General features: G+C 65.1%; 11 protein-coding genes. 6 read left to right on the top strand and 5 right to left on the bottom strand.

Features of this window, described 5'->3' with window-relative positions:
• Positions 1-25 precede the first annotated feature (25 nt).
• From CHB99_RS26560 to CHB99_RS26550, 3 genes are all read right to left on the bottom strand, one after another.
• The gene (locus tag CHB99_RS26560; protein WP_042129440.1) at positions 26-460 is read right to left on the bottom strand and encodes a YbaN family protein; all 435 of its coding nucleotides are present in this window, start codon (positions 458-460) and stop codon (positions 26-28) included.
• Positions 461-515: 55 nt separating this feature from the next.
• Positions 516-1124 carry a biliverdin-producing heme oxygenase gene (locus CHB99_RS26555; protein WP_042129443.1) on the bottom strand — a complete coding sequence of 203 codons (609 nt, stop codon included), beginning with the start codon at positions 1122-1124 and terminating at the stop codon, positions 516-518.
• Between the two features lie 265 nt (positions 1125-1389).
• On the bottom strand, positions 1390-2307 hold the full coding sequence (locus CHB99_RS26550; protein ID WP_042129446.1) for a LysR substrate-binding domain-containing protein: 918 nt from the start codon (positions 2305-2307) through the stop codon (positions 1390-1392).
• Between the two features lie 146 nt (positions 2308-2453).
• Here CHB99_RS26550 and CHB99_RS26545 point away from each other — a divergent pair, with 146 nt between their 5' ends.
• On the top strand, positions 2454-3827 hold the full coding sequence (locus CHB99_RS26545) for an L-serine ammonia-lyase (RefSeq protein WP_042129448.1): 1374 nt from the start codon (positions 2454-2456) through the stop codon (positions 3825-3827).
• A gap of 186 nt (positions 3828-4013) precedes the next feature.
• On the top strand, positions 4014-5309 hold the full coding sequence (locus CHB99_RS26540) for a serine/threonine transporter (RefSeq protein ID WP_042129449.1): 1296 nt from the start codon (positions 4014-4016) through the stop codon (positions 5307-5309).
• An 82-nt stretch (positions 5310-5391) separates the two neighbouring features.
• Here CHB99_RS26540 and CHB99_RS26535 read toward each other — a convergent pair whose 3' ends face one another.
• Entirely contained in the window at positions 5392-8031 is a 2640-nt protein-coding gene (locus tag CHB99_RS26535; RefSeq protein WP_245655662.1) for a patatin-like phospholipase family protein, read from the bottom strand.
• 252 nt (positions 8032-8283) lie between these two features.
• Here CHB99_RS26535 and CHB99_RS26530 point away from each other — a divergent pair, with 252 nt between their 5' ends.
• From CHB99_RS26530 to CHB99_RS26515, 4 genes are all read left to right on the top strand, one after another.
• Positions 8284-8955, top strand: coding sequence for a DUF3313 domain-containing protein (locus CHB99_RS26530; RefSeq protein WP_042129453.1), 672 nt, complete (start codon positions 8284-8286; stop codon positions 8953-8955).
• Positions 8956-9523: 568 nt separating this feature from the next.
• Positions 9524-11236 (top strand): FAD-binding protein, encoded by a 1713-nt coding sequence (locus CHB99_RS26525; RefSeq protein WP_042127392.1) that lies wholly within the window; start codon positions 9524-9526, stop codon positions 11234-11236.
• Positions 11233-12927, top strand: a complete 1695-nt coding sequence (locus CHB99_RS26520; protein WP_042127389.1) for an FAD-binding protein — start codon at positions 11233-11235, stop codon at positions 12925-12927. The genes CHB99_RS26525 and CHB99_RS26520 overlap by 4 nt, the downstream gene beginning before the upstream one ends.
• Positions 12924-13700: a glucose 1-dehydrogenase gene (locus CHB99_RS26515; RefSeq protein WP_042127387.1), complete on the top strand. Its 777-nt coding sequence runs from the start codon at positions 12924-12926 to the stop codon at positions 13698-13700. Before CHB99_RS26520 ends, CHB99_RS26515 begins: the two co-directional genes overlap by 4 nt.
• A gap of 738 nt (positions 13701-14438) precedes the next feature.
• Here CHB99_RS26515 and CHB99_RS26510 read toward each other — a convergent pair.
• Entirely contained in the window at positions 14439-15872 is a 1434-nt protein-coding gene (locus tag CHB99_RS26510; protein WP_042127386.1) for a PAAR domain-containing protein, read from the bottom strand.
• Positions 15873-16119: the final 247 nt, after the last annotated feature.

Raw genomic sequence — 16119 nt, 5'->3', positions numbered from 1 at the left:
AGTGAAGTCATTCAGCGCGCGCCGGTCAAATTCCCGACGGGTCGGTTCGCCTGGCCGCGGCTGAGGCGCACTCTGGCGGCAGGGACTCGGGGCGCGACCAGATCCACAGGTTGCCCAGGGTCATGCCGGTGATGGCCAGCCACACCGGCCAGCGGTGTTCGAGGAACAGCAGCATCAGGCTGGCGCAGAGCAGCATGCTGATGGTGGCGCTGACCTTGGCCCGGCGCTGGATCACCTTGCCGTTGCGCCAGTTGCGCAGGATCGGGCCGAACAGGCGGTGGTTTTCCAGCCAGGCGCTGAGGCGCGGCGAACTGCGGGTCGCGGCCCAGGCCGCGAGCAGGATGAATTCGGTGGTCGGCAGGCCGGGCACGACGATCGCCACCAGACCGATGCCCAGGCTCAGGTAGGCCAGCAGGCCGTAGAGCACGCGGGAAAGCTTCGAGGGAGAGGGTCGGGTCATGGGCATATCGACTGCACGGAGAAATCCGGCCGTCATCATGACGGCCGGAGCGCGATCAGGCCAGTTCGGCTTTGGGCGCAGTGGCGTAAGCGTGCTTGAGCAGCTCGGTGAAGCGCTCGAAGGCCGCGACCGCGCCCTGTTCGGCGGCGGCGTCCTCTTCGGCGCTGAGCTCCAGGCTGTCGAGAATCCGGGTGAACTGCTTCCAGCCTTCGGCACGTCCGCCGGCCGGTTCACCGAGGTGGCGGGCGCCGAAGTTCTCGTTCAGGTCCAGGGCCACGGCGCGCTTGATCAGGAACGCGGCGCCGAGCTTGGAGCCCTCGGACACGAAGATCCAGCCCATGGCCTGGCCGATGCTCGGGTTCCCCAGCGCGCCCGGGTAATCGGCGGGGACCGCGGTGTCGAGGTCGGCGAGGTCCAGGCGGGCCTGCTCGGCGCGGCAGCGCTCGGCCAGGTCGGGGACGATGGCGATCAGTCGCGGGTCGGTGTAGAGGGCCTTGAGCTCGTTCTGGAACAGGTACTGGGCGACGACGAAGCGGGCGAAGTTTTCACGGGTTTCGAAAGGCGCGTGGGACTTGACCAGGGCGTCCAGCTCGCTGTGCGGCGCATGGGTGATCTGATTCAGGCGCTGCGAGCGCAGGCTGGCGCGTTCGGTGTTGGCTGTCATTGGGAATTCCTTGCGTTTGGGACGGGCCTTGTAACTAGACGTGCAAGATGACGGGCGACAGTAAAAAAACCTCACATGGGTGCCAGATATTCTTGGGTCGTCTGTCCCGGCCTGTGGGAGCGAGCTTGCTCGCGAAGGGCTGCGCAGCAGCCCCGGAACCCTCCGCCAGCGTGGGTCAGGAATGCTCGGGATTCAGGTTTTGCGACGGCTGCGCCGCCGTTCGCGAGCAAGCTCGCTCCCACAGGCTCACGGTCGGCCCGCGCAGTCAGCCAAAGGCCTGTGCCTCTTCCACCAACCAGTCATGCACCGCCCGCGCACTCGGATGCGCCAGGGTTCCGGCGCTGTACAGCAGGACATAGCGCTTGTGGTTCGGCACCGGTGCGCCGAACGGCACGATCAGGGTGCCGCGCTCCAGCTCGTCGTTGAGCAGGGTGCGCCGGGCGATCGCCACGCCGATCCCGGCGATCGCCGCCTCGATGGTCAGGTGGTTGCGGTTGAAGGTGTGCCCGCGCCGCACGTCCAGGCCCTCGGCGCCGATGGCCTTGAGGTAGAACTCCCACTCCGCGTACTCCGAGCTACCGCGCCAGGCGGTGATGTCGTGCAGCAGCGGGTAGTGCACCAGGTCGTTCGGGCCATGCAGCGGCGGGCGGCCGCGGAGCAGGGCGGGGGAGCAGACCGGGAAGATCTCCTCGTCCAGCAGAGGGGTCGAGTGCATGCCCGGATAGCTGCCGTCGTTGAGGTCGATGGCCAGGTCGAAATCGCCCTCGTGCAGGGCCTGGTTGCTGTCCTCGGCGACCAGGCGCAACTGGATGTCGGGAAAGCGCTGCTGCAGGCGTGGCAAACGCGGCGTCAGCCATTTGGCGAGGAACGAGGGGATCGAGCGCAGGCGCAGGGTGCCGCGGATTTCCCCGGCGTCGAGGCGGCGCAGTTCGGCATCGATGCTGCCATAGGCCTCATGCACGGTCAGGGCCAGGCGCTGGCCCTCGGCGCTCAGCTCGACACCCCGGGCACGGCGCAGGAACAGGCGAAAGCCCAGGCGCTCCTCCAACTGGCGAATCTGCTGGCTCACCGCACCGGGCGTGATATGCAGTTCCTCGGCGCAGCGGGTGAACGACAGGTGCCGCGCCGCACAGGAAAACACGTGCAGCCAGACATACATCTGGCCGTTCATTTGTCGTCTCATCGTTTAGCCCTGCTAAAGCCTTGCTTAGAAAGTTTCGTTGGTCGTAGGAAAATTCATGCGGCAGTATCCTCCAACTTCGTGACAACCCTCAATTTTTTCACCGTGCACCGCAATGGCTCACGCCATTGGGTAACGGAGGCATTAGCATGGCTATCAGTGTTTTCGACCTGTTCAAAATCGGCATCGGCCCGTCCAGCTCCCATACCGTCGGCCCGATGCGCGCCGCGGCGACCTTCGTCGAAGCCTTGCGCACGCAGGATCTGCTCGGCGCGGTGAAACGGGTCGAAGTCCGCCTGTACGGTTCGCTGTCGGCCACCGGCGTCGGCCATGCCACCGATCGCGCCTGCCTGCTGGGGCTGATGGGCGAATGGCCGGACCGCATCGACCCGCAGTGCATCGGCCCACGGATCGAGCAACTGGAAAGCACCTCTGTGCTGGTGCTCGGCGGCAGCCAGGCGATTGCCTTCGACTGCCGGCAAGACCTGCTGCTGCTCGACGAGAGCCTGCCCTATCACCCCAATGCCATGACCCTGGAAGCCAGCGGCGAGGGCGGCCTGCTGCTGCAGCAGACCTATTACTCGGTGGGTGGCGGCTTCATCGTCGAGGCCGGCGAAATCGGCGCGGGCGGTGCGCTGCAGACGGTGCAACTGCCTTATGAATTCTCCAGCGCCGAGGAACTGCTCGCGCTGTGCAAGCGCCATGGCCTGCGGGTCAGTCAGCTGATGATGGCCAACGAACTGGCCTGGCGCGAAGAAGCCGAGATACGCGCCGGCCTGCTGCAACTCTGGGCGGTGATGCGCGAATGCGTGGCCAACGGCCTGAGCAACGAAGGCATCCTGCCCGGTGGCCTCAAGGTCAAGCGCCGCGCGGCGAAACTGCACCGCAGCCTGCAGGAACTGGGCAAGCCCAACGTGATCGGCTCGACCTTGAGCGCCATGGAGTGGGTCAACCTGTTCGCCCTGGCGGTCAACGAAGAGAACGCCGCCGGCGGGCGCATGGTCACCGCGCCGACCAATGGTGCCGCGGGGATCATCCCGGCGGTGCTGCATTACTACATGAAGTTCAACCCCGAAGCCTGTGACGACGATGTGGTCGACTTCCTCCTCGCCGCCGCCTCGGTGGGCATCCTGTGCAAGAAGAACGCTTCGATCTCCGGCGCCGAGGTCGGCTGCCAGGGCGAGGTCGGCTCGGCCTGCGCCATGGCCGCGGCGGGCCTGGCCGACGTACTCGGCGCAACCCCGCCACAACTGGAAAACGCCGCGGAAATCGCCCTGGAGCACAACCTCGGGCTGACCTGCGACCCGGTCGGTGGCCTGGTCCAGGTGCCCTGCATCGAACGCAATGCGATCGCCGCGGTGAAGGCGATCAATGCCGTGCAGATGGCCTTGCGCGGCGATGGCGAGCATTTCATTTCCCTGGACCGGGTGATCCGCACCATGCGCGACACCGGCGCCGACATGCACGAGAACTACAAGGAGACTTCCCGCGGCGGACTGGCCGTCGCTTTCGTCGAGTGTTGAAGGTAGACGGTCTGTAGCGCCACACGGGGCTGCTTTGCAGCCCTTCGCGAGCAAGCTCGCTCCCACAACGTTCACGCCGTCCTGTGGGAGCGAGCTTGCTCGCGAAGGGCCGCAAAGCGGCCCCAGTGCTATGCACTGTCACCCTGGTTATTCATGAGCAACAAGAACAATTACAAGGCGTTATCGATGACTGATGTACAAAGCACCACGAACCTGCGTGTCGAATCGACCGTGCCCGCCAGCACCGGCTGGAGCCGTCACGACACCACCTGGACCCTCGGCCTGTACGGCACCGCCATCGGCGCCGGCGTGCTGTTCCTGCCGATCAACGCCGGCGTCGGCGGCTTCTGGCCGTTGCTGATCCTGGCGTTGCTGGCATTCCCCATGACCTTCTTCGCCCACCGCGGCCTGACCCGCTTCGTCCTGTCCGGGCGCAAGGGCGGCAACGAGGACATCACCGAAGTGGTCGAGGAGCACTTCGGCGCCGGCGCCGGCAAGCTGATCACGCTCCTGTATTTCTTCGCCATCTTCCCGATCCTGCTGGTGTACAGCGTGGCGCTGACCAACACCCTGGGCAATTTCCTCGAACACCAGCTGCACATCACCCCACCGCCGCGGGCGCTGCTTTCGCTGCTGCTGATCTGCGGCCTGATGATCGTGGTGCGCTGCGGCCAGGGCATCATCGTGCGGGTCATGAGCGTGCTGGTCTATCCGTTCGTCGCGGCGTTGCTGCTGCTCGCCCTGGGGCTGATCCCCAACTGGAACGCCGCCTTCTTCGCCCAGGCGAGCGAAGGCATGGCCCCGGACCTGCTGCTCAAGACCCTGTGGCTGGCGATTCCGGTGATGGTGTTCTCGTTCAACCACTCGCCGATCATCTCGGCCTTCGCCGTGGCGCAGAAGAAGCAGTACGGCGAGCGTGCCGAGCAGAAGAGCGGACGCATCCTCGCGGTGTCGCACCTGATGATGGTGCTGACCGTGATGTTCTTCTGCTTCAGTTGCGTGCTGGCGCTGTCGCCGGCTGACCTGGCGGCGGCCAAGGCGCAGAACATCTCGATCCTGTCGTACCTGGCCAACCACTTCCAGACCCCGGTGATCGCCTTCGTCGCGCCGCTGATCGCCCTGGTGGCGATCACCAAATCGTTCCTCGGTCACTACGTCGGCGCCAGTGAAGGCTTCCAGGGCCTGATCGTCAAGAGCCTGCGCGGCCGCGGCAAGTCGATGTCGGCCAAAGGCCTGGAACGGGCCACCGCGGCGTTCATGGTGCTGACCTGCTGGATCGTCGCCACCCTCAATCCGAGCATCCTGAGCATCATCGAGTCGCTGGGCGGGCCGGTGATCGCCTGCCTGCTGTTCCTGATGCCGATGTACGCGATCAACAAGGTGCCGTCGCTGCGCAAGTATTCCGGCAAGCTGTCGAATGTGTTCGTGGTGGCGGTGGGCTTGATCACCCTGTCGGCGATTGCCTGGTCGGTGATTGCCTGACCCTGTCATTGGCATGATCCCGTAGGAGCGCGGCTTGCCCGCGAAGAACTGCCATGCGGTCCTTCGCGGGCACGCCTCGCGCCTACGGGGCCAGGTATTTCCAGAGCGCATCCGCCACCGGCGAAGCCTCTTTCCCCTCCCCGAACAAGCGCCCGCCGATCTGCAACCCCAACTGCCGGTAGCTTTCGAACTGCGCCTCGTCGAAGAACTGGTTCGCCGTGCTCTCGTTGGGGAAGGTCGGATGCGCGCTGGCGTAGTTGACCAGGTCCAGCGGCAGGCCGGCGATCAGGTTCGGCTTGAGCACCAGGATCCGCGCGGTCAGCTCGCCGTCCTTGTTGCGGACATTGAGCAGGATCGCGCAGCGCCGGTAATCCGCCCGTCGACGCGCCTCGGCATCCACGGCGAAGTCCGCGATCCGCCCGAAATACGGCGCCAGCACCGCGTCCTCGAACACCCCGGCATCCTCGCTGATCTCCAGGGCCTGGTCGATCCGCGCCAGGCGGATCAGGTTGGCCAGGTCGTTGAACTGGTAGGTCGGGTCGGCCCCGCAGTCACAGGTCACGATCAGTTCGATGTTGCGGCCTTCGCGCAGCAGTTCGTAGGTCGCGGTGTTTTCGAAGTGGCCGCCGTCGGACAGGTACTGGAAGTCGCGATTCAAGCCATGGAAGCGCGCGGTCAGTTCCTGGAACAGGTAGTGCTGGGTGGTCAGGGTGCGCTCGCCCAGGCTGTCGCGGCTGCTGCGCAGGCCACCGGGGCATTCGCCGTCGCGCAGGAAATCGGCGGGCCACCAGGTGCCCAGGCGCATGTTGGTCAGGCCCAGGGCCAGCGAGGTCCCGAGGCTGGTCTGCCGGCCAAGGCCGGTGGACACCGCCGCGCCCGAGGTGGCGACCCAGTGCGCCAGGGTCAGTGGCTGGTACATCTCGCCGCGCTCAGGCTGCGGCGTGCGCTGGCGCGGTTCGCCGTCGAGCAGGTAGCTGACGCTGGCCATGCCCTCGGCCCCGGACGGCGCCAGGCACAGCGGCTTGCCTTTGCGGTCGCGCTGGACCAGTTGTTCGGCCGGGTCGACGGTCTGGTTGAGGGTGACGTTGATCAGGTGCAGCGGCGCGCAGCCGTTGCTGGCGTAGTAGTCCTCGATGCCGACGTCGTCTCCCGGCAGGGTTTCGGCGACGCTCAGCAGGCGCTTGCGCATCTTGCGGCTGCTGCCGGAGAAACGCAGGCCATTGGAGGCGCCCAGGTAGGCACGGGCCAGGCGCGCGCGGTAGAACGCCTGCCACGAGGACAGGTTGAGGAAACCGATGAACCCGCCCGAGCCCAGGCTGCACAGCGCCGCCAGCACGACCAGCGCGGTCAGGCGCAGCCAGCCCTGGGAATCGTCCAGGGCGTCGCTGCCGAAGCGCACGTACTGCGCCAGCAATCCCCAGAACAGCGCGACCAGCAGGAAGATCGCCGCACCGACGACGCCGGCGATCAGGCCGATCGGCAGCTTGCTCAGCCAGCCCGGTGTGGCCTTGTCGTCGTTGGACAGCGAGACCTGACGCACCAGGGCCATCAACAGCGGCAGCACGGCGGCCCCGGACAGCAGCGGTCCCTGTTCGACGCGCAGGAAGAGCCATTCGCTCAGCCATGGAATCAGGGCGAAGAACATGCTGACCAGGGTGGCGACGATGGCCGAGGCCAGGCGCCGGGTGACCAGGACCCGATAGGTGCCCACGCTGTTCTGCCGCGTCAGGACCTTGTCCGGGTCCTTGCGCCCGCGCCTCAGGTAAAGGCACAGCCACAGGCAGTAGACCAGGCCCAGCGCGCACACCAGCGCGAAGAGGACCAGCAGCACGCGCAGGCTGGTGTCGATGTCCGGTGCGAACAGGCCGAGGGCGAGCGTCACCAGGCCAGAGAGCACGTACAGCCCGGTGGCCAGGTTGAAGGGATGCAGCGAGTCGTCGCTGTGGTTTCGGCGATAGACCATCCAGAACGCCAGCATCAACGGCAGCACCGCGCACAGCAGCAGGGCTCCCGGCAGCCACCAGAGCGACGCGCACAGCAGGGGTGCGGCGCTGAGCATGCCGCCCGCCGCACAGAGCGGGCTGGCGCCGATCAGCAACTGCGCCAGGACGGCGAGGGCGAGGGTGAACAGCAGCGGCATGCCGATGACCATATGCACCGCGAACAGGTTGCGCAGCGACAGGCCGAGGACATAGAAGAGATCGCCGGCACCGCCCGGGGTCAGGTAGCGGCCGTTTTCCCGCAGCCAGGCCAGCGGCGCGGCGCCCACCGGCTGCTGGCGGTAGTCGTCGCCGGTGTGGATGCGCCCCGGCGGTTCGTAATCGAGCGTGTCGTAGGCATCCCGCGCCGCTTCGATCCGGGCCTGGTCGCCGGCACGGGCGTCGCCTTCGCCGAGGGTGCCGGTGTCTTCTCGCCCGCGCAGGCGTCCGGGGAGGAACAGGCTGCCGAAGAACGACCCTATATAGCCTCCGCCGCTGACCGTCGAGAGGTAGTCGAAGCGTGGCAACAGGCGCTTGCCCAGCGTCGCCTGGCGGTCGTCGCCAGCCGGCAGCGCGCCCGGCGCCCGGGCGCGGGCCAGGGCCTGGAGTACGCCCAGGCAGAAGGTGGCGCTGCGGATACCGCCGCCGGACAAGGCCAGGGCCCAGCGCCCGCGGCCGCTGGCGGGCAGTTGCAGGAGGCGCTGGCGTTCGTCGAGGCGCGCCTGTTCGGCGTCGAATTGCATGCGTTGCTCGGGTGAAACGGCTTCTTCCCTGTCCATGTTCCGCCTTTCGCTGTGGGGGGAGGTGGGTCCATGGCGAGCGAGTGTAGAGCAGGGTTGTGGCCACTTGCTACTGCGCTGGGCGAGGGGCGAAAACCCTGTGCGCAAAGCTTTCCCGGGCGCGGCGTGGTGCTTGTCCCCGGCAACGGGCGAAAGCTGGGCTATACCTAACCCGCTGGCCTGCAGTCAGCGGTGTTTTCCATAAGGGGAGGACTTATGAAAGTCGCACTGATGATGGGATCGCTCTGCCTGACCTCGTTGCTGCTCGCTGGCTGCTCCAGCGGCGTCAGCAAACCGGACGAGTACTCGGGTTTTCTCAAGGACTACAGCCGGCTCAAGGAGGCCCGATCGCCGTCCGGGGCGCCGGTGATGCGCTGGATCGATCCGCAACTCAAGCCTGACGCCTATCGCAGCGTCTACATCGAACCGAGTCAGCTGTATCCCAAGCCCCAGGCCACGGCGCAGATTCCGCAGAGCACGCTGCAGGGGATCACCAGCTATTACGACCAGGCGCTCAAGCGTGAGCTGGGCAAATCCCTGCCGCTGGCCAGCGCCCCCGGGCCGGGGGTGATCGTGGTGCGTCCGGCGATCACCGCGGTGAGCAGCAAGACCGAGGGGCTCAAGCCCTATGAAGTGATCCCGGTGGCCCTGGTGGCCGCGGCGGTGAGCACGGCGTCGGGGATCCGCGACCAGGAAACCGATATCGCCACAGAAGCGGTGTTCATCGACGGCGGCAACAACAAGGTGCTGGCCCAGGTGGTACGCAAGGGCACCGGCAAGCCGCTGGAGAACAGCAGCCAGGTGATGAAACCGGATGATGTGAAGGCGGTGATCGATGGCTGGGCTTCCGATCTGCATCAGTCCTATCTGAACCTGAAGAAGAAATAGTTCTCTGTTGTTCTTGATGGCCTCATCGCTGCGTGGGTATCTACACATCTTTGAGGGCTTGCCGGGAACCGCATCAAGGCTGTCAGACGCCAGTCTTGGGGCTTGCTGCGCCCGTGAGATCGAGCGCCGCCCGCGCGGCGCATCGCGAGCGCGCTCGCTCCTACATTTTTTGCAACGTGCCTATGCCTGACAGGCCATGGTTGACCGCCTTGTTGGTACGACACGGTACCGCGTCGAGCCCAACAGCTTCCCCACGATGAATCGTCAGGCACCAAAGGCTGGCGACGCCGCTCTCACAGGCCATGGCACGTTGCAAAAAATGTAGGAGCGAGCGCGCTCGCGATGCGCCGCGCGGGCGGCGTTCGATCTGGAGGGCGCTGCAAGCCCCGAGGCAGGTACCTGACAGCCCTGATGCTGTTTCCCGCCAGATCATCAAACGCGCCATGGAATCCACGGCCTGCCACCTAGTCCGCTTTGACGATGCCCCCTCCCGCCCAGCCCCACGAAGATGAGGTCCACCGCCCCCTGACCGGCGGCTTTCCTGACCTCAGCTAATGGCATAACAACAATGACGGCTCAAGTTCAGTCTCAATCCGGCTACGACGTGATCGTCGTCGGCTCCGGCGCGGGCGCGATGACTTCGGCGGTGTTTCTCGCCGATCACGGTCTGCGGGTCCTGATCGTGGAAAAAAGCGACAAGTACGGCGGCACCTCGGCCATCTCCGGGGGCGGGATCTGGATTCCCAACAACCACTATTTCACCCGCCTGGGCGGCAACGACAGTCCCGAACTGGCGCTGCGCTACCTGCAGGCCGCGGCCGGTGAACACGTCGAACCGGCACGTCTGCAGGCCTACCTGGACAACGCGCCGAAGATGATCGAGGCGCTGACCCGCAACAGCCGGGTACGCTACGCGGTGGCGGCGAAGTACCCGGACTACTATCCGCACCTGCCCGGCTCGCTGCCCGGCGGCCGCACCCTCGACCCGGAACTGTTCGACACCAGCCTGCTTGGCGAGGAACTGGACAATCTGCGCAAACCGTCGCCTTCGACCCTGCTCATGGGCCGCATCGCCTGGACCGCGCGCCACGCGCACAAGGCCATGGCCCGCGGTTTCGGCTGGCGCTGGCTGATCCTCGGCCTGATGCTGCGCTACAAGCTGGACTTCAAATGGCGGCGCAAGAGCAAGTACGACCGCCGCGCGGCCCTGGGCAGTTCGCTGGTCGCTTCCCTGCGTCGCTCGCTGATGGACCGCGATGTACCGCTGTGGCTCGACACCGATTTTCGCGAGCTGCTGATGCAGGACGGCAAGGTCGCCGGGATCAAGGTCATCCGTGACGGTCGGGAACTGGCGATCGAGGCCCGCCACGGTGTGATCTTCGCCTCCGGCGGTTTCGAACAGAGCCAGGCGCTGCGCGAGCAGTACCTGCCCAAGCCCACGCAGATGGCCTGGAGCGCCACGCCACCGGGCAACAACACCGGCGCGGCCCTGCTCGCCGGGATGCGCGAGGGTGCCGCCACGGCGCTGATGGACTGGGCCTGGTGGGCGCCGACCATCGCCGTGCCGGGCGAGGAGAAACCCCGTGGCATCTTCGCCGAGCGGGCGTTCCCCGGTGCCATCGTGGTCAATGGCAACGGCCAGCGTTTCGTCAACGAAGCCGCGCCGTACCTGGAATTCGTCGATGCCATGCACCGCGACAACCAGCACAGCGGCGGGCGCAGCGTGCCGGCCTGGGTGATCTTCGACGCGCATTTCCGCTTCAACTATGCGATGGGGCCGCTGATGCCGGCTCAGGTCATGCCCGACAGCCGGCTGCGCAAGGAGTGGCTGAACAGCCTGTACTGGAAGGCCGACACCCTGGCCGAGCTGGCCGCGCAGATCGGCGTGGATGGCGCCGGGCTGGAAAGTACCGTGGCCAGGGTCAACGACTACGCGCGCACTGGCGTCGACGCCGACTTCGCCCGTGGCGGCAACGTTTTCGACCGTTACTACGGCGATTGCAACATCAAGCCCAACCCCTGCCTGGCGCCACTGCGCAAGGGGCCGTTCTACGCCATGCGCCTGGATGCCGGCGATATCGGCACCAAGGGCGGTCTGCTGACCAACGAGCATGCCCAGGTGGTGCGTGACGACGGCACGCCGATCCCGGGCCTGTATGCCATCGGCAACTGCTCGGCCTCGGTGATGGGCACCAGCTACCCCGGGGCCGGCGGCACCCTCGGCCCGGCCATGACCTTTGGCTACGTGGCGGCGAACCATCTCGCCCGGGAGGCCTCATGAGTCGTGTCGATACGGTGACGCCGATCCTGCCGCCGCTGCGCAGCGACGACTTGCACCAGCGCCAGTGGGATGACCATTGCGAGGTGCTGGTGCTCGGCTGGGGCGCGGCCGGTGCCTGCGCGGCCCTCGAAGCCCGCGCCGCCGGCGCCGATGTGCTGGTGGCCGACCGTTTCCAGGGCGGTGGCGCCAGCGCCAAGAGTGGCGGCGTGGTCTATGCCGGCGGCGGTACCCGTCAGCAGCGACGCGCCGGCTACAACGACTCCCCCGAAGCGATGTTCGATTACCTCAAGCATGAAACCCACGGCGTGGTCAGCGACGCGACCCTGCGCCGTTTCTGCAATGACAGCGTGGCCAACCTGGAATGGCTGGAGCGCCATGGCGCGGCGTATTCCCACGAAGTGCCGCCGGGCGGCAAGACCTCCTACCCGCAGGACGGTTACTACCTTTATTACTCCGGCAACGAGCTGGTGCCGCTCTACGGTGGCGACAACCCACCGGCGCCGCGTGGCCATCGCACCGTCGGCAAGGGCCAGTGCGGCGCGGTGCTTTACAGCCATCTGCAGACGGCCTGCCTGCGCGCCGGGGTGCGCCCGCTGTTGCAGGCTGCCGCCAGACGCCTGGTGGTGGATGCCGTGGGCCGGGTGATCGGCGCCGAGTTCTGGCGCCTGCCGCCAGGCAGCCAGCAGGCCGACCTGCACGGGAAACTGATCGCGCGGGCCGAGAAGCTGCAGAACTTCGCCCCGGGCTACTGCGACGGCCTGCGCCAGCGCGCGGCGCAACTGGAGAAGGACTTCGCCCGGCCGATGCTGGTGCGGGCGAGCAAGGCGGTGATCCTCAGCACCGGCGGCTTTATCTTCAACCGTGAACTGATCGGCCTGCACGCGCCGAAATTCCGCCGCAACTTCAAGGTCGGCGCCACCGGCTGCGATGGCAGCGGCTTGCGTCTGGGGCTCAGCGTCGGTGCGGCCAGCGACCGTCTGGAGCGGGTCTCGGCCTGGCGCTTCATCAACCCGCCGTACAGCTGGCACAAGGGCATTGTGGTCAACAGCGAGGGCCGGCGCTTCTGCAACGAGGAAGTCTACGGCGCCACCCTTGGCCAGCCGTTGATGGAAGAACAGGGCGGTCGCGCCTGGCTGGTGCTGGATGCGCCGCTGCGCCGCAAGGCCCTGCGCGAGGCCTTGTTCAAGGGCTACTGGTGGTTCCAGACCGTGCCGGCGCTGGCCCTGATGCTGTTCAACATCCGCAAGGGGCGCAGCCTCGATGAACTGTCGCAGGCCACCGGGATGAATGCCCAGGCCCTGCGCGAAGCGGTGCAGGCCAACAATGCCGCGGCCCGTGGCGAGACGGGCGATCCGTTCGGCAAGTCGCGGGGTGGGCGCCAGGCGCTGGAGCAGGGGCCGTTCTATGCCTGCGACATTTCCGTGGGCAATCCGATCTTCCCGCTGGGCGCGTTGACCCTGGGCGGCCTGCGCGTCGACGAAGACAGCGGCGCGGTGCTCGACGGCGCCTCGCGCGCGGTGCCGGGCCTGTATGCCGCGGGGCGCGCCGCCGTGGGCATTCCCTCGCACCTGTATATCAGCGGCCTGTCCCTGGCCGACTGCGTGTTCTCCGGACGGCGTGCCGGCCTGGCCGCGGCGCGGCAAGGGCAGGACAGCCACCAACCACAACTTGCCGACGAGGCCGCGTCATGACTGAGCAACGCAACACACAGGGCCGGGTCGCCGGCAAGGTCGCCATCGTCACCGGCGGTGCCCGTGGCATCGGTCGGGCCAGCGTACGTCTGCTGGTGCGTGAAGGCGCGCGGGTGGTGATCGCCGATATCGATGAAGCGGCGGGTGAGGCGCTGGCCGCGGAACTGGGCGCGACGACCCTGTTCGTACGCCATGACGCCAGCAGCGAGCGCGCCTGGCAGGCCTTGGTGGAGGTAGTGCGCGAGCGATACGGGCGGCTGGACATCCTGGTCAACAATGCCGGCATCCTGATCAGCGGCAGCATCGAGGAGACCCCGCTGGACGACTGGCACAAGCTGATGCGGATCAATGCCGACAGCGTGTTCCTGGGGTGTCGCGAGGCGATCGGGCTGATGAAGGAGGGTGGTGGTTCGATCATCAACCTGTCCTCCATCGCCGCCCTGGCCGGGCGTGACGATTACCTGGCCTACAGCGCCTCGAAGGGAGCGGTGGCGGCCTTGAGTCGCTCGGTGGCGGCGTTCTGCAGGCGGCGCAAATACCGGATTCGCTGCAACAGCCTGCATCCGGATGGTGTGCTGACCGACATGACCAGTGGTGGTTTTCCGGCGGGGCTGGACCCGGAGCGGCTGACCATCGACAGCGACCCGATGAACCGCATGTGCCGGCCGGAGGATGTGGCGGCGAGCGTGCTGTTTCTCGCCAGTGATGAGGCGCGAGCGGTGAATGGGGTGGAGTTGCGGGTGGACAGTGGGCAGATGGTGATGAGTATCTGAAGGGTTTGGTTGTCAGTACCGGCCTCATCGCTGGCAACGTCAGCTCCCACAAGGTTCGCGTCGCTTCCCTGAATGTTGGCTTGACGCCAAACCCTATGGGAGCCGGGTCATGTTTGACATCGAATTGTGGAAACTTGATAGCCCATATGGCTATGTCAACGAAGGCCAGCCGTTCAGTGAGCGGCCGGCCTTCGAGTGAGCGACCCGCGATTCTGTGTGTACTCTTGAAGGCATCTTTTATCGTTTCGACTCTGGCGTAGCCCAGAAAGAGGACTACGCCAAGCGATACGAAACAGTTCAGATAGATAAGCTGAACAGAGCAGTCGAAGGCAGCTTTCCTAGCGTCGTCCTTCGATGGTTAGCGGAAATATTCCGTCAGCTTTGAGCCTGTCCACAAGCATGCAAGCAAGGTCAAAGAACCCGCTAGTGTCCATGTGTAAATTGCCAGTTTCATCTTTTCCACTCGAGGGAACTTCTCTAAATCGTCCATTGACACAACTTCACTGCGCGACATGAGCCTGGGCCAGGTCACGATCACAGCAATACCAGTTATCAGATGGATTTTTGCCAGAATACCTCTGCCTCGTAGTTGATTCGCACGTTTAATCAACGTCGTGCAATTCGGCAAGTAAACAAGAAGTGCATCGGTCTTTCGGTACCCCCAATAAATGGCGGTAAAAAGCCAAGCATATAGGCATGACATTGCGAAAATCAGAAAGAAAGCAAACATGAAGAAACTTACCTGGTTTCTTCATAGATAATTTCGCCAATGGCACCGCCACTCCAGGAGCCAAATTGACCGCCTGCATAGGAGCCCGCCCCCACGACAACAATTCCACAAATGATGCCTCCTACAGTCGCGGTGCCCATGCCGATAGCTACACACAATGGACCGGCACCGACCGAACCAGCGAATGCTCCTCCTCCGAGACCACCCGCAAGGCTGCCGAAAAAGCTACCGGTTTCAGTGAACTTCACCTTTCTGCATGCCTCGGAATTACCCTCTGAGCAAACCTGCTGAACTTTTACATAGGACGCCCCACCACCGACTGTCGTACCAACCCACCCGCCCAACTTAAGAATCTTCGCCGTCCTGCTTACCCGCTCGATATGTGTCGCATACCCCGGAATCGGCCCCGACGTCCCCGCTTTCTTCCAGTGATGCACCAGGCTGCGGGTGGACAATCCCAGTGCGGTTTTAAGTTTGGGGTGGTCGGGAAAGCCGATCGCCTTGCGCGTCAATGGCGAAAGATTGGTGTTCAGATCAGCAAACAGGCGCGCGCGTTCGGCGCGAAACTGCGAGGATTTCAAATTTCCGTCTCGATCGAAAGAGTCGATGTGCAGTTTCTGCATGGCTTCCATACTGTTTTTCACGTTGTTCAGATTGCGCGAAAACATCGCTTCTCCCACGCCGACTGCAGCAGCGGTGTGAGCAAGGAACGTCGAGATTTCCTCATGATGGCGAGCCATGAAGTCCGCCTCTTCCTCGGTCAGAGGCTCCAGCGCCTTGTTGACGATTGCCGCAGCCTGCTGCAACAGCGCTTCCTCGCGGGTGCAGGAATGATTGCGCGGGTCGCTGAGGATGATCATCGAGCCGCCCTTGACGGTTCCCTGGCTAGGGTTGAGTACACGGAACTTGCTTAACGCTTCCAGCGACGGGTTGTCGAACAGCGCCGCCTCCAGTGCGCTACGAGACATGCTGTAGGGAACGATGTAGAACCCTGGTTCCGTCGCTTCTCCGCTGTCTTGCGAAGGGTTGCCTGCCCCCGCAGTTCGTGGCGTCGAACTGCGGCTGGCCGTCTCTGGAGCGAGGGAATGCTGCGACGCGTTTGCTGCCTCTCCTTCCCGGGTGCTGATGGCAGGCTCGCGCCACCTCGATGTCGGGCTGCCGCTATCCGATTCATAGGCAAAACCGTAGGAACCGGGCAGCAACGTGGCCTGGCAGGGGCAGGAACTGATGCTGTCCAGACTCCCGGCGGCCAGACCACCTTCGGTGAAGATGTCCTGGATGCCACCGACGATCTGGTAGGTCTTTCCGGTAACGCCGCAGGACACGCTATCGCCCTGCCGGGCCTGAGGCATGCCGTCGATGAGGAAATCGGGATTGCCTTGCAGCACCTGCCCGCCACACGAAGTCTTGTCACCCAAGCGAGTCACGTAGCCAATCGCCATCTATCTGCTTCCCTGTCTTCTTGTTGAAAGAGTTCCACCGGGAAAGACCTCCCGGGGAGAGGGAGCAGATCGTTGCTGGAATGAGCTTGGGAGTAAGCAGGGCGATTCCTGTGATTCTGTAGGACGGTTCTGGCGAAACAATGGGAATAGACTTTCCAGGGGCGGGCAGATTGCACATCTGTATCGTGGCTCGACGCCTAACCCTGTGGGAGCGAGCTTGCTCGCGAACGGCGGCGCAGCCGTCGTA

It is taken from the genome of Pseudomonas japonica (assembly GCF_900188455.1).
GTDB lineage: Bacteria > Pseudomonadota > Gammaproteobacteria > Pseudomonadales > Pseudomonadaceae > Aquipseudomonas > Aquipseudomonas japonica.
Note: the sequence above shows the minus strand (reverse complement) of the source record. Positions and strands in the feature narration are given on the sequence as shown.